The sequence below is a fragment of the Streptomyces sp. NPDC104106 genome (assembly GCF_055584345.1).
Genome location: NZ_JBVJMF010000002.1, coordinates 244,287 through 257,987 on the forward strand (window position 1 = coordinate 244,287; position 13,701 = coordinate 257,987).

The following is a 13,701-nucleotide window of genomic DNA, read 5'->3' on the forward strand; positions in this document are numbered from 1 at the left end:
CACTTCCAGCGTTGCCCTGCACCACCCAGCGTGACCCGACAGCGGTGCCGGGAAGGATCCGGTTCACCGCCTGAGTCCTGGAGAAGGCGAGGACTTGAGCATGGGATCCACCTCGAACAACCGTGCCGAGGGTGTCGGCCGTCGTGATCTGATCAAGCGGTCCGCCGCGCTCGGGCTGGTCGCGGCGCCGGGTACGGGCCTGCTGTCCGCCTGTGCCAGCAGCGGCGGGGGCGGCCAGAAGAAGGACAAGGCGGGGACGAAGACCGCCAAGAACCCGCTCGGCGTCAACGAGACCGCCACGATGGAATTCGTCCTCTTCGACGGCGGTTTCGGCAAGGAATACGCCCAGGACGCGGTGAAGATCTATCAGAAGGACTTCCCCAAGGCCACGGTGAAGTTCTCCGCCACCCAGAAGATCCAGTCCACCCTCCAGCCCCGCTTCAACCAGGGCAACCCGCCGGACCTCATCGACAACTCCGGCGCCGAGCAGATGGACATGGGCGTCCTCGTCGGCAAGAGCCAGCTCTCCGACCTCACTCCGCTGCTGGACGCGCCGTCGTACGACGACCCGGGCAAGAAGGTCCGCGACACGCTGCGTCCCGGCATCGTGGAGATGGGCCAGTTCGACGGGCAGCAGGTGTGGATCCTGTACTACGCCTACACGGTCTACGGCGTCTGGTACTCGCAGAAGGCCCTCGACTCGCTCGACGCGCAGTACCCGAAGACGTGGGACGAGATGCTCGCGGTCTGCGAGAAGGCCAAGAAGAAGGGCATGGCGGGCTGGACGTACGCGGGCAAGTACCCGTACTACATCCCCTTCTCGCTCTACCCGATGATCGGCAAGGTCGGCGGGCGGGAGGTGCTCGACGCCATCGACAACCTGGAGCCGAACGCCTGGAAGCACCCGGCCGTCAAGGCCTGTTTCGAGGCGTACTACGAGCTGTACAAGAAGGGCTACATCCTCAAGGGCACCCCGGGCCTGGACCACATCCAGTCGCAGACCGCCTGGGCCAAGGGCGAGGCGCTGTTCATCCCGAACGGCTCCTGGGTGGAGAACGAGTCGGCCAACGTCATCCCCAAGGACTTCGACCTGGCGGTCTCCGCGCCGTCCGGCATCGACGCCTCCGACAAGATGCCCTTCGGCACCATCTGGGCCTCCGGCGGCGAGCCGTTCATCGTGCCGGCCAAGGCCGCGAACGCCGAGGGCGGCATGGAGCAGCTGCGCATCATGCTCTCCGAGGCGTCCTCGAAGAACTTCACGACCAAGGTGAAGTCGCTGACCGCCTACAACGGCGGCACCTCCGGCATCACGCTCACCCCGGGCCTGAAGTCCGGCGTGGCGGCGCTCCAGCTGGCGGGGTCCAACGTGGTGAATCCGCGGCTGCAGGACTGGTACGTGCAGCTGCAGAAGGAGAAGATCGGGGTGGCCGGCCTCGGCGAGATGATGGCGGGCCGGCTCACCCCGGCCGAGGCCATCAAGAAGATCCAGGGTTTCGCCGACGAAACGGCCAAGGATTCTTCGGTCAAGCACTACAAGCACCAGTAGACAGCACCCCTGACCGTACCGGAGTGGCGATGCAGCACGGCAAGTACCGGTTCATTGTGGGGTTCCTGGCATTGCCCCTGGGACTGTACGCGCTCTTCGTGGTCTGGCCCTTCATCCAGTCCATCTACTATTCGTTCACGGACTGGACGGGTCTGAGCCCCGAATTCAAGATGGTCGGCTTCGACAACTACACGAGGATGTTCCACGACGACATCTTCTGGAAGTCGCTGGAGCACAGTCTGCTGTTCGCCCTGGCGCTGCCACTGGTGACGATCAGTCTGGCGCTCTTCTTCGCCTTCATGATCAATATCGGCGGACGCCGGAGAGGGGGCGGCCCCGCGATCTCGGGTGTGCGGGGCTCCTCCTTCTACAAGATCGTCTATTTCTTCCCGCAGGTGTTGTCCATCGCGATCGTCGCGCTGCTGTTCGCCTTCGCGTACAACCCGGACAGCGGCGCGATCAACTCGGTCCTGCGCGGCATCGGCATCGGCAGCGTCCAGCCGCTGTGGCTGGGCGACCCGAACCTCGCGCTGTGGTGCGTGATGGCCGTGCTCGTCTGGTCCACGGTCGGCTTCTTCGTGGTCCTGTTCTCGGCGGGCATGGCCTCGATCCCGGCCGAGCTGTACGAGTCGGCCCTGCTCGACGGCGCGAACCGGGCCACCACCTTCTTCCGGATCACCCTGCCGCTGCTGTGGGACACCGTGCAGTCCGGCTGGGTCTACATGGGCATCCTCGCGCTCGGCGCCGAGTCGTTCGCGGTCGTACAGATCATGACGACCGGTCCGGGCGGGCCCGACTACTCGACCACCGTGCTGGTCCTGTACGTGTACCAGAAGGCGTTCCGGGACGGTCAGGCCGCCTACGCCACCACGATCGGCGTCGCCCTGCTCGTCGTCACGCTCGCGTTCGCGGCGATCGTGATGCGGCTGGGCCGGCGCGAGCGGCTGGAGTACTGAGAAGAATGAAGACGACCGAGACCCCCGCACCGCTGCCGGCCGAGTCCGGCGCGACCGTCTCCAGGACCGACGTACCGGCGCCCACGCCCGACCGGAGGAAGAGGGAGGGCGGTGTCCTCAACGTCTTCTCCCACGGCGTGCTGATCGTCTGGGCGATCATGGTGGTCATGCCGCTGCTGTGGGCGGTGATGACGTCCTTCAAGTCCGACAGCTCCATCTTCGGCTCGCCCTGGTCGCTGCCGGACAAGCTGCACTTCGACAACTGGTCGCGGGCCTGGACCCAGGCCAACATGAGCGACTACTTCCTCAACACCGTCCTGGTGGTCGGCGGCTCGCTCGTCGGCACCCTGGTGCTCGGCTCGATGGCGGCCTACGTCCTCGCCCGCTTCGACTTCCCGGGCAACCGCTTCATCTACTACCTGTTCGTCGGCGGCATGAGCTTCCCGATCATGCTCGCGCTGGTCCCGCTGTTCTACGTCGTGAACAACATGGGCCTGCTGAACACGATCCACGGTCTGATCCTGGTCTACATCGCCTACTCGCTGCCCTTCACCGTCTTCTTCCTGACAGCGTTCTTCCGTACCCTGCCCACCTCGGTGGCGGAGGCGGCGTTCGTGGACGGCGCTTCGCACACGCGTACGTTCTTCCAGATCATGCTGCCCATGGCCAAGCCGGGCCTGATCAGCGTCGGCATCTTCAACTTCCTCGGCCAGTGGAACCAGTACATGCTGCCCACGGTCCTCAACACCGACCCCGACAAGAAGGTCCTCACCCAGGGACTGGTCCAGCTGGCCGTCAGCCAGGGTTACAAGGGTGACTGGTCCGGCCTCTTCGCGGGCCTGGTGATGGCGATGCTTCCGGTGCTCGGGGCGTACATCGTCTTCCAGCGCCAGGTCGTCCAGGGCCTGACCGCGGGGGCGCTGAAGTAGGCCCCCGGGGACGCGGGTCACTCCTCGCGACCGTCCGTGCGCACGCCGTTCCGGCTTCCGGGGCGGCGTGCGCCGCTGTGTGCGGGCGTCTTTCGGGGCCCCGGATCCGGTTCAACCTCTTGACGTGAGTCGCCCCGAACGGCTCAGCTTAGAGTTCACTAGTTGGACATACGCGGGTCCTCGCCGAAGCGGCCCCGCGCTCAGGAGGTCGTCGTGGAGACTCCAGGGTCGCAGTCGTCGCTGCACCGAGCCAACCTGGAGCGGGTCGTCCGGGCCGTACGCCTGGCCGGTTCCCTCACGCAGGCGGAGATCGCGCGGACGACCGGTCTGTCCGCCGCGACCGTCTCCAACATCGTGCGGGAGCTGAAGGACGGCGGAACCGTCGAGGTCACGCCCACGTCGGCGGGTGGCCGACGGGCCCGTAGCGTCAGCCTGAGCGGGGACGCCGGCATCGTGATCGGCGTCGACTTCGGGCACACCCATCTGCGCGTCGCGATCGGCAACCTCGCCCACCAGGTGCTGGCTGAGGAGTCCGAGCCGCTGGACGTGGACGCGTCCGCCGCGCAGGGCTTCGACCGGGCGGAACAGCTGGTCAGCCGGCTGATCGAGGCCACCGGCGTGAGCCGTGCCAAGGTGGCCGGCGTCGGTCTCGGTGTGCCGGGCCCGATCGACGTCGAGTCGGGGACGCTGGGCTCCACCTCGATCCTGCCGGGCTGGGGCGGCACCAAGCCCGCCGAGGAGCTGCGCGAACGGCTCGGCGTGCCCGTGCACGTGGACAACGACGCCAACCTCGGCGCCCTCGGCGAGCTGGTCTGGGGCAGCGGCAGGGGCGTGCGCGACCTCGCGTACATCAAGGTCGCGAGCGGTGTGGGCGCCGGTTTGGTGATCGACGGGAAGATCTACCGCGGGCCGGGCGGTACCGCCGGAGAAATCGGACACATCACACTCGACGAATCCGGCCCGGTCTGCCGCTGCGGCAACCGTGGCTGCCTGGAGACCTTCGCGGCCGCTCGCTACGTGCTCCCGCTGCTCCAGCCCGGCCACGGCCCAGACCTCACCCTGGAGGGCGTCGTGCGGCTGGCCAGGGAGGGCGATCCGGGCTGCCGCCGGGTGATCGCCGACGTCGGCCGCCACATCGGCAGCGGAGTGGCCAATCTCTGCAATCTGCTGAACCCGAGCAGGGTGGTCCTCGGCGGTGATCTCGCCGAGGCCGGCGAGCTGGTCCTCGCCCCGATCAGGGAGTCCGTCGGCCGCTACGCCATCCCCAGCGCGGCACGCCAACTCTCCGTGCTTCCAGGGGCACTTGGCGGCCGCGCGGAGGTGCTCGGGGCGCTCGCCCTCGCCCTCAGCGAGATGGGGGATTCGACGCTTTTGGAGGGCAATGTCGCCGGTGCCCTGCCCGCGGCGACCCCTGCCTTCACTTAGATAACGGATGGCACCGTTGCCATCTCGTTAAGGATTTACTTCTTGACGTCGAACCTGCGGCCGAGTTGACTTCCAGCCACCTCGGCCGCAACGACGCGGCCTCGTCAGGGAGGTTTGTGAAGTGAACGCACGTATGCGTCGTGCCGCCGTTGCCGTTGCCGCTGGTGCGATGGCCGTCTCGCTGGCCGCCTGCGGCAGCGCCAAGGAGTCGAAGAGCAACAGCTCCTCCTCCTCGTCCGCCGCCAAGAAGGGCGACAACATCAAGGTCGGTCTCCTCCTTCCGGAGAACAAGACCGCGCGCTACGAGAAGTTCGACCGGCCGCTGATCGAGAAGAAGATCAAGGAGCTGACGAACGGCAAGGCGACCATCGACTACAACAACGCCCGCCAGGACGCGAACCTCCAGGCGCAGCAGGTCGACACCATGATCACCAACAAGGTGGACGTCCTGATCGTGGACGCGGTCGACGCCAAGGCCATCCAGAACTCCGTGCAGAAGGCCGTGGAGGCCGGCATCAAGGTCGTGGCCTACGACCGCCTCGCCGAGGGCCCGATCAGCGCCTACACCTCCTTCGACAACGAGGAGGTCGGCAAGACCCAGGGCCAGGCCCTGCTGAAGGCGCTGGGCAGCAAGGCCGACAAGTCCTCCAAGATCGTCATGGTCAACGGCTCGGTCACCGACCCGAACGCCGCCCAGTTCAAGAAGGGCGCCCACGAGGTCCTCGACGGCAAGGTCACGGTCGCCAAGGAGTTCGACACCAAGGAGTGGTCGCCGGACAACGCCAACTCCGAGATGGAGGCGGCGATCTCCGCGGTCGGCAAGGGCAACATCGCGGGTGTCTACTCCGCCAACGACGGCATGGCCGGCGGTATCATCACCGCCCTCAGCGGCGCCGGCATCAAGGTCCCGGTCACCGGCCAGGACGCCGAGCTGGCCGGTGTGCAGCGCATCGTCGCCGGTACGCAGTACATGAGCGTCTTCAAGTCCTACCCGCAGGAGGCGAACGTCGCCGCCGAGCTGGCGGTCGCCGTCGCCAAGGGCCAGGACCTGAGCTCCGTCGCCAAGGACAAGGTCTCCAGCGGCAGCGCCAAGGACATCCCGTCGGTCATCGTCCCGGTCGTCTCGCTGACCCAGGACAACATCAAGGACACGGTCATCAAGCAGGGCTACTACACCGTCGCCGACATCTGCACCGCCGACTACAAGGCGGCCTGCGACAAGCTCGGCCTCAAGTAGGCGGCGTCAAGTCGCTTCCCCCGGGCGGGCGTTCGTCCTCGAATGCCCGCGGGGAAGCCGGCCGACCGTACCCCAAGGCTCCTCCGGTGCCCCGTGACACACACAGCCCCGCAAGCTCGGCGCGGGGCGCCGGACGGACTACCCGCGGCGGATTCCCCGCCCACCCCCCCCAGATTTCTGCACAACCTCCCGCCGGGTCAGGCGGCGAAGGAGATGGTTCACGTGTCCGCTACGCCCGTGCTGGCGTTGCGCGGGGTCTCCAAGCGGTTCGGTGCCGTTCAGGCGCTCACCGACGTAGAGCTTGAGGTCCACGCCGGTGAGGTGGTCGCCCTGGTGGGCGACAACGGCGCCGGAAAGTCCACGCTGGTCAAGACGATCGCCGGCGTGCACCCGATCGACGAGGGTGTCATCGAGTGGGACGGCAAGCCCGTCACGATCACCCGTCCGCACGACGCCCAGGCCCTGGGCATCGCGACGGTCTACCAGGACCTCGCGCTGTGCGACAACATCGACGTCGTCGGCAACCTCTTCCTCGGCCGTGAGCTGAGGAAGTGGGGTGTGCTGGACGAGGTCGAGATGGAGCGCCGCTCCCGCGAGCTGCTCACCACGCTGTCGATCCGCATCCCCAGCGTCCGGATCCCGATCGCCTCGCTCTCCGGCGGTCAGCGCCAGACGGTGGCCATCGCCCGCTCGATGCTCGGCGAGCCCAAGCTGGTGATCCTCGACGAGCCCACCGCCGCCCTCGGCGTCGAGCAGACGGCCCAGGTCCTCGACCTGGTCGAGCGCCTGCGCGAGCGCGGCCACGCCGTCATCCTCATCAGCCACAACATGGCGGACGTGAAGGCGGTGGCCGACAAGGTCGCCGTCCTGCGCCTCGGCCGCAACAACGGCGTCTTCGAGGTCAAGACGACCTCGCAGGAGGAGATCATCTCCGCCATCACCGGCGCCACCGACAACGCCGTGACCCGCCGTGCGGCGCGCACGAACGGGGAGGTTTCCCAGTGAGCATCGACAAGACCTCCGCGAGTGCCGGAAAGACCCCGGCGGACGACGCGCCCACCGTGGAGAACCCCGAGGCCGCGGCCGCCGCGGTCACCGCGGTCGACCCCCGCCTGCTGGTGCAGGAAGAGGGCCTGCTCGGCTACTGGTACGAGTTCAAGCGCAAGATGAAGGCCGGCGAGCTGGGCTCCATCCCGGTCGTCCTGGGCCTCGCGATCATCTGCGTCATCTTCCAGGTACTGAACTCGAACTTCCTGTCCGCGCAGAACATCAACGACATCACGATCACGATGGTCGGCACGGGCATGATCTCGGTCGGCATCGTCTTCGTGCTGCTGCTCGGCGAGATCGACCTGTCCGTCGGCTCCGTCAGCGGCGCGGCCAGCGCCCTCGCCGGTGTCCTCGCGGTCAACCAGGGCTGGCCCGAGTGGACGGCCGTGCTCATCGCGATCGCCGCCGGTGTCGCCATCGGCGCGCTGCACGGCTTCTTCTTCGCGGTGCTCGGCGCCCCCGCTTTCGCCGTCACCCTGGCCGGCCTGCTGTTCTGGCTGGGCTTCATGCTGAAGGTGCTGGGCGCCGACGGCACGATCAACCTCGACCCCAATGGCCTGGTCGGCAAGCTGACCACCTACTACTTCTCGGACGTGGCCGCCGCCTACGGGCTCGCCGTCGTCGTGGTCGCCGTGTTCTTCCTCACCTCCTTCCTCGGCAACCGGCGCCGGGAGGCCGCGGGCGTGCCGTCCCGGCCGCTGAGCGACACGATCCTGCGCACCGCGCTGCTGGCCGTGATCTCCTTCGCCGCGGCCTACATGTACAACCAGTACAAGGGCCTGCCGCTGGCCACGGTGATCTTCCTCGCCTTCCTGGTCGGCACGGACTTCGTGCTGCGGCGCACCACCTACGGCCGCAAGATCTTCGCGCTCGGCGGCAGCGTGGAGGCGTCCCGGCGCGCGGGCATCAACGTCACCGCGGTGCGGATCTCCGTCTTCGCGATCTCCGGCGGCTTCGCCGCGATCGGCGGCCTCTTCCTGGCCTCCAAGATCGCCTCGGCGAACCAGAGCGCCGGCACCGGTGACCTGCTGATGAACGCGATCGCCGCGGCCGTCATCGGCGGTACGTCGCTCTTCGGAGGGCGCGGCCGCACGTGGAACGCGCTGCTCGGTGTGCTGGTGATCGTCTCGATCCAGTACGGGCTGCAGCTGGAGTCCATCGCGGAGCCGGTGAAGTACATGATCACGGCCGCGGTCCTGCTCACGACGGTGGTCATCGACTCGATCACCCGGAAGACGCAGAAGACCGCCGGTCGCGCGTAGCGGGTTCCGCTTCAGGGGCGCGGGTCTGTCCATACAGCCCCGCGCCCCTTTTTCGCTGCCCGGTGCTGAAATGTGCCGGGCACTGTCAGATCTTGCAAAGCCGGAACATTAGACTCTGGCGAGCCCGGCAAAGCTCGATCAGCTCAACGCAAGGAGGCACGGGTGCCGCTGCTGACCCGCATCACGGGACCGCGCGATCTGGACCGGCTCAGCCTGGAGGAGCTGAACCAGCTGGCGGGGGAGATCCGGACCTTCCTCGTCGACGCCGTCTCCAAGACCGGCGGCCACCTCGGCCCCAACCTCGGCGTGGTGGAGCTGACCATCGCCCTGCACCGCGTCTTCGACTCGCCGAAGGACAAGGTGCTGTGGGACACCGGCCACCAGTCCTACGTGCACAAGCTGCTCACCGGCCGGCAGGACTTCTCCAAGCTGAAGATGAAGGGCGGCCTGTCGGGCTACCCCTCGCAGGCCGAGTCCGAGCACGACGTCATCGAGAACAGCCACGCCTCCACGGTCCTCGGCTGGGCCGACGGCATCGCCAAGGCCAACCAGCTCACGAAGCGCGACAGCCATGTCGTCGCCGTCATCGGCGACGGCGCGCTCACCGGCGGCATGGCCTGGGAGGCGCTGAACAACATCGCCGACGCCAAGGACCGCCCACTCGTCATCGTCGTCAACGACAACGAGCGGTCGTACGCCCCGACCATCGGCGGCCTCGCCAACCACCTGGCGACGCTGCGCACGACGGACGGGTACGAGCGGTTCCTGGCCCGCGGCAAGGACCTGCTGGAGCGCACCCCGGTCGTCGGCAGGCCGCTGTACGAGACCCTGCACGGCGCCAAGAAGGGGCTGAAGGACTTCATCGCCCCGCAGGGCATGTTCGAGGACCTGGGCCTGAAGTACGTCGGCCCGATCGACGGCCACGACGTCGAGGCACTGGAGTCCGCGCTGGCCAGGGCCAAGCGGTTCGGCGGCCCGGTGATCGTGCACTGCCTGACCGAGAAGGGCCGCGGCTACCAGCCCGCCCTCCAGGACGAGGCCGACCGCTTCCACGGCATCGGCCCGATCCACCCCGACACCGGCCTGCCGATCAAGGCCTCGGGCGCCGACTGGACCTCCGTCTTCGGCGACGAGATGGTCCGGCTCGGCAAGGAGCGCGACGACATCGTGGCGATCACGGCGGCCATGCTCCAGCCCGTCGGCCTGAAGAAGTTCGCGGACACCTTCCCCGACCGCATCTACGACGTCGGCATCGCCGAGCAGCACGGCGCCGTCTCCGCCGCCGGTCTCGCCTACGCCGGGCTGCACCCCGTCTTCGCGGTGTACGCCACCTTCCTCAACCGCGCCTTCGACCAGGTCCTCATGGACGTGGCCCTGCACAAGTGCGGGGTGACCTTCGTGCTCGACCGGGCCGGTGTCACCGGAACGGACGGGGCCTCCCACAACGGCATGTGGGACATGTCGATCCTCCAGGTCGTGCCGGGCCTCCGGCTGGCCGCGCCCCGCGACGCCGAGCAGGTGCGGGCGCAGCTGCGCGAGGCCGTCGCCGTCGACGACGCGCCGACCGTGGTCCGCTTCTCCAAGGGCGCCGTCGGCCCCGCCGTCCCCGCGGTGGGGCGCGTGGGCGGCATGGACGTGCTGCGCGAGCCCGGCACCGACAAGCCGGACGTGCTGCTGGTCTCCGTGGGCGCCCTCGCCCCCATGTGCCTGGAGATCGCCGGCCTGCTCGACAAGCAGGGCATCTCCACCACCGTCGTCGACCCGCGCTGGGTCAAGCCGGTCGACGAGGCCATGGCCCCGCTGGCGGAGCGGCACCGGGTCGTCGTCACCGTCGAGGACAACAGCCGCGTCGGCGGCGTCGGCTCCGCGGTCGCGCAGGCCCTGCGGGACGCGGGCGTGGATGTGCCGCTGCGCGACTTCGGCATCCCGCCGCGCTTCCTGGACCACGCCTCCCGCGGGGAGGTGCTCGCCGAGATCGGCCTGACCGCCCCGGACATCGCCCGCCAGGTCACCGGTCTGGTCGCCAGGCTGGACGGCCGCTTCGACCGTACGGCCGCCGAGGTCGACTCGGTGGAGCCCGCGCGCGACTGACCCCCGACGCCCCCCACGGGCCGGTTCCGCCGCCTCCTGCGGTGGCGGAACCGGCCCGTTTGCGTGAACCTGCCCGTACCGGGGCAAACGCACCCCCACACCCACAAGCGTGGGAGGTAGGCACGTGAGCAGCGCGCTGTTCAGGACGAAGAACGTCGAGCAGTCCATCGAGGACACCGAGGAGCCGGAGCACTCGCTCAAGAAGTCCCTCTCCGCGCTCGACCTGACCGTCTTCGGCGTCGGTGTCATCATCGGCACCGGCATCTTCGTCCTCACCGGGCAGGTCGCCAGAAACAACGCGGGGCCGGCGGTGTCCCTGTCCTTCGTCGTGGCCGGTGTGGTGTGCGCGCTCGCCGCTCTGTGCTACGCCGAGTTCGCGTCCACGGTCCCGGTGGCGGGCTCGGCGTACACCTTCAGCTACGCCTCCCTGGGGGAACTGCCCGCCTGGATCATCGGCTGGGACCTGGTCCTGGAGTTCGCGCTCGGTACGGCGGTGGTGGCGGTCGGCTGGTCCGGATACCTCCGCTCGCTGCTGGACAACGCCGGATGGCATCTGCCGGACTACCTCTCCGGCCGGGACAACGCCGCCGGTTTCGGCTTCGACATCCTCGCCGCCGTGCTGGTGCTCGTGCTCACCGGCATCCTCGTCCTCGGTATGAAACTGTCGGCGCGGATCACCTCGCTCGTCGTCGCCGTCAAGGTGATCGTCGTGCTCATCGTGATCGTCGCCGGCGCGTTCTTCGTCACGGGCGCCAACTACAAGCCGTTCATCCCGCCGGCCCGGCCGGTGCCGGCGGGCGGCGACCTCAAGGCCCCGCTGATCCAGCTGATGTTCGGCTGGGCGCCGGCCAACTTCGGTGTGATGGGCATCTTCACCGCCGCCTCGGTGGTGTTCTTCGCCTTCATCGGCTTCGACATCGTCGCCACGGCCGCCGAGGAGACCCGGAACCCGCAGCGGGACATGCCGCGCGGCATCCTGGGCTCCCTCTTCATCTGCACGGTGCTCTACGTGGCGGTCTCCGTCGTCGTCACGGGCATGCAGAAGTACTCCTCGCTGGCCGTGGACGCCCCGCTCGCCGACGCCTTCAAGTCCATCGGGCACCCCTGGTACGCGGGCGTGATCAGCTTCGGCGCGGCGATCGGCCTGACGACGGTCTGCATGATCCTGCTCCTCGGCCAGACCCGCGTCTTCTTCGCGATGAGCCGCGACGGGCTGCTGCCGCGCTTCTTCTCCCGCGTCCACCCGCGCTTTCGCACCCCGCACCGGCCGACCATCCTGCTCGGTGTGGTCATCGCGGTCGTCGCCGGCTTCACCAGCCTGAGCGAGCTGGCCGAACTGGTGAACATCGGCACGCTCTTCGCGTTCGTGGTCGTCGCGCTCAGCGTGATCATCCTGCGCCGCACCCGCCCCGACCTGCCCCGAGCCTTCCGCACCCCGTGGGTCCCGGTCATCCCGGTCCTGTCGGTGTGCGCCTCGCTGTGGCTGATGCTGAACCTGCCGACCGAGACCTGGCTGCGGTTCGCCGTCTGGATGGTGATCGGTTTCGTCGTCTACTTCCTCTACGGCCGCACGCACAGCCTCCTGGCCGTGCGCGGGAAGGAGCCGGCCGGGAAGGTTCCGTGACCGGGTACGGGATCCGTGCGGGGGCCGTCAGTCCAGGACGGCGCGCGGGCCGGTGACGCGGGCGCCGAGTTCCTCGACCCGGCGGCGCAGCGCGCGGTCGGCCGTGACGACGAGGCAGGGCCGCTCGCCGGCGGTCGCCGCGATCTCCACGATGCGGTCGTCGCCGCTGCCGGGCGCGTCCTCGACACGCACCCCGGGCACGGCGGCCACGCCCCGGGCGGCGCCCTCCACCACCAGGACCAGTTCCACCGGCCCGGCCAGGTCACCGGCGCCGGAGCGGGCGAAGGGCACCAGGCGGTCGCGCAGCCGCTCGGCGGCCCCGCGGCGGTCGCGCCACCAGCCGTCGGGCACCGAGCCGACGACGTTCGCGCCGTCGATGATCAGCAGGGGGAGCGCTTCGTGCGCCGTACCGGCCGGGTCCGTGGGGTCCGCCGTGTCCGTCATGGGGGTAACAGCCTTGCTCTGTCGCGGCACTGACGCCCTCAGTCTGGCACGGCGCCCCGGCGGCCGGGCGGCCCTGCGGCCGGAGCTAAGGTGAACCGGTGAACGGCGACTGGCTCCTGCGCGGCCGAGACGGCCGGCTCAGTGTCTACCAGCTGTCGGGTGACGCCGTGGTGTGGCGGGCCGAGCGCGTCCCCGGCGGCTCCTGGACGACCCCGCGGACCGTGGGCGGCGAGCAGAGACTGCACCCCTGCGCCGGTGTCGGCCAGGGCGCCGACGGCTACGCCCACCTGGTGGCCTGGCGGCCCACCGCCGAGGGCGAGTCGGGCCTGGTGCACTCCACCCATTTCCGCCCGCTGCTCGCCGCCCTGGACTGGAACTCCATCGGCCACCCGAAGAAGAGGGGCGACCGCACGGGCACCCCGGCCGTCACCGTCGACGCCCAGGGCCGCGCCCATGTGTTCGTCCGCAACAACGGCGCCGGCGTGCACCACGTCGCCCAGAAGGAGAAGGGCGGCTGGGAGCCTTGGCGGGACCTGCGCGGCAGCAAGGTCCAGGACGGCCTGGCGGCGGTGACCGGGGAGTCCGGGCGGGTCGAGGTGTACGCGGCCGTACCCGACGGCATCCTGCACTGGCGCCAGGAGGAGCCGGGCGGCGTCCCGGTCATGCAGGAGCCCCTGAAGGCCCCGGTCCGCCCCGGCACGCTGCGCGCCCTCGCGACCTCGTCCGAGAGCACGACGGTCTTCTTCACGGACCACTCCGGCGACCTTTGCGCCTGGCGGCCCGGCGGCAAGCCCGCGGTGCTGCTGCCGGCGGCGGGTCCCGGCCCGGTCGCGGCGGTCCGCTGCGAGCTCGACGGCCACGACTGCACGCTGCTCGCGCAGCGCTCGGCGAGCGGCCGGGTGGCCTTCGCCGCCTACCCCACGGAACGGGAGTCGGCGGGCGCCTGGTGGACGGAGTCGGGTCCGAGGCTGCCGGTCGATGCCTTGGTCGCGCTCGCCAAGGACGCCGACGACCGTGTGGTGGCGGCGACGTCGTCGCCCTCGACGGGCGGGCTGCTGCTGGCGCGTCGCAAGGAGGAGCCGGGGCTGGCGCTGACGGCGTGGCAGCAGGTCTGAGGGATCGGTTTGGTCCGTCGGG

General features: G+C 69.2%; 11 protein-coding genes. 10 read left to right on the forward strand and 1 reads right to left on the reverse strand.

Annotation, left to right across the window (positions count from 1 at the left end):
- Positions 1 to 100: 100 nt before the first annotated feature.
- From ngcE to ACZ60X_RS05055, 9 genes are all read left to right on the forward strand, one after another.
- Positions 101 to 1,546: an N-acetylglucosamine/diacetylchitobiose ABC transporter substrate-binding protein gene (gene ngcE, locus ACZ60X_RS05015; RefSeq protein WP_469593397.1), complete on the forward strand. Its 1,446-nt coding sequence runs from the start codon at positions 101 to 103 to the stop codon at positions 1,544 to 1,546.
- A gap of 29 nt (positions 1,547 to 1,575) precedes the next feature.
- Positions 1,576 to 2,502 carry a carbohydrate ABC transporter permease gene (locus tag ACZ60X_RS05020; protein WP_469594376.1) on the forward strand — a complete coding sequence of 309 codons (927 nt, stop codon included), beginning with the start codon at positions 1,576 to 1,578 and terminating at the stop codon, positions 2,500 to 2,502.
- 5 nt (positions 2,503 to 2,507) lie between these two features.
- On the forward strand, positions 2,508 to 3,431 hold the full coding sequence (locus tag ACZ60X_RS05025) for a carbohydrate ABC transporter permease (RefSeq protein ID WP_469593399.1): 924 nt from the start codon (positions 2,508 to 2,510) through the stop codon (positions 3,429 to 3,431).
- A gap of 213 nt (positions 3,432 to 3,644) precedes the next feature.
- A complete protein-coding gene (locus ACZ60X_RS05030) occupies positions 3,645 to 4,856 on the forward strand; it encodes an ROK family transcriptional regulator (RefSeq protein WP_469593401.1) in 1,212 nt (403 codons plus the stop codon).
- A gap of 121 nt (positions 4,857 to 4,977) precedes the next feature.
- Positions 4,978 to 6,093: a substrate-binding domain-containing protein gene (locus ACZ60X_RS05035; RefSeq protein ID WP_469593403.1), complete on the forward strand. Its 1,116-nt coding sequence runs from the start codon at positions 4,978 to 4,980 to the stop codon at positions 6,091 to 6,093.
- Between the two features lie 213 nt (positions 6,094 to 6,306).
- Positions 6,307 to 7,098 (forward strand): ATP-binding cassette domain-containing protein, encoded by a 792-nt coding sequence (locus tag ACZ60X_RS05040; protein WP_071374103.1) that lies wholly within the window; start codon positions 6,307 to 6,309, stop codon positions 7,096 to 7,098.
- The gene (locus tag ACZ60X_RS05045; RefSeq protein WP_469593405.1) at positions 7,095 to 8,405 is read left to right on the forward strand and encodes a sugar ABC transporter permease; all 1,311 of its coding nucleotides are present in this window, start codon (positions 7,095 to 7,097) and stop codon (positions 8,403 to 8,405) included. Before ACZ60X_RS05040 ends, ACZ60X_RS05045 begins: the two co-directional genes overlap by 4 nt.
- Positions 8,406 to 8,567: 162 nt before the next feature.
- Positions 8,568 to 10,496 carry a 1-deoxy-D-xylulose-5-phosphate synthase gene (gene dxs, locus ACZ60X_RS05050; protein ID WP_469593407.1) on the forward strand — a complete coding sequence of 643 codons (1,929 nt, stop codon included), beginning with the start codon at positions 8,568 to 8,570 and terminating at the stop codon, positions 10,494 to 10,496.
- 124 nt (positions 10,497 to 10,620) lie between these two features.
- Positions 10,621 to 12,120: an amino acid permease gene (locus ACZ60X_RS05055; protein ID WP_469593409.1), complete on the forward strand. Its 1,500-nt coding sequence runs from the start codon at positions 10,621 to 10,623 to the stop codon at positions 12,118 to 12,120.
- A gap of 27 nt (positions 12,121 to 12,147) precedes the next feature.
- Here the strand turns inward: ACZ60X_RS05055 and ACZ60X_RS05060 are convergent, their stop codons facing one another.
- Positions 12,148 to 12,564 (reverse strand): NTP pyrophosphohydrolase, encoded by a 417-nt coding sequence (locus ACZ60X_RS05060; RefSeq protein WP_469593412.1) that lies wholly within the window; start codon positions 12,562 to 12,564, stop codon positions 12,148 to 12,150.
- Between the two features lie 98 nt (positions 12,565 to 12,662).
- On the opposite strand from ACZ60X_RS05060, the gene ACZ60X_RS05065 reads away from it, so the two are divergent.
- Positions 12,663 to 13,679, forward strand: a complete 1,017-nt coding sequence (locus ACZ60X_RS05065) for a DUF8189 domain-containing protein (protein WP_469593414.1) — start codon at positions 12,663 to 12,665, stop codon at positions 13,677 to 13,679.
- Positions 13,680 to 13,701 lie beyond the last annotated feature (22 nt).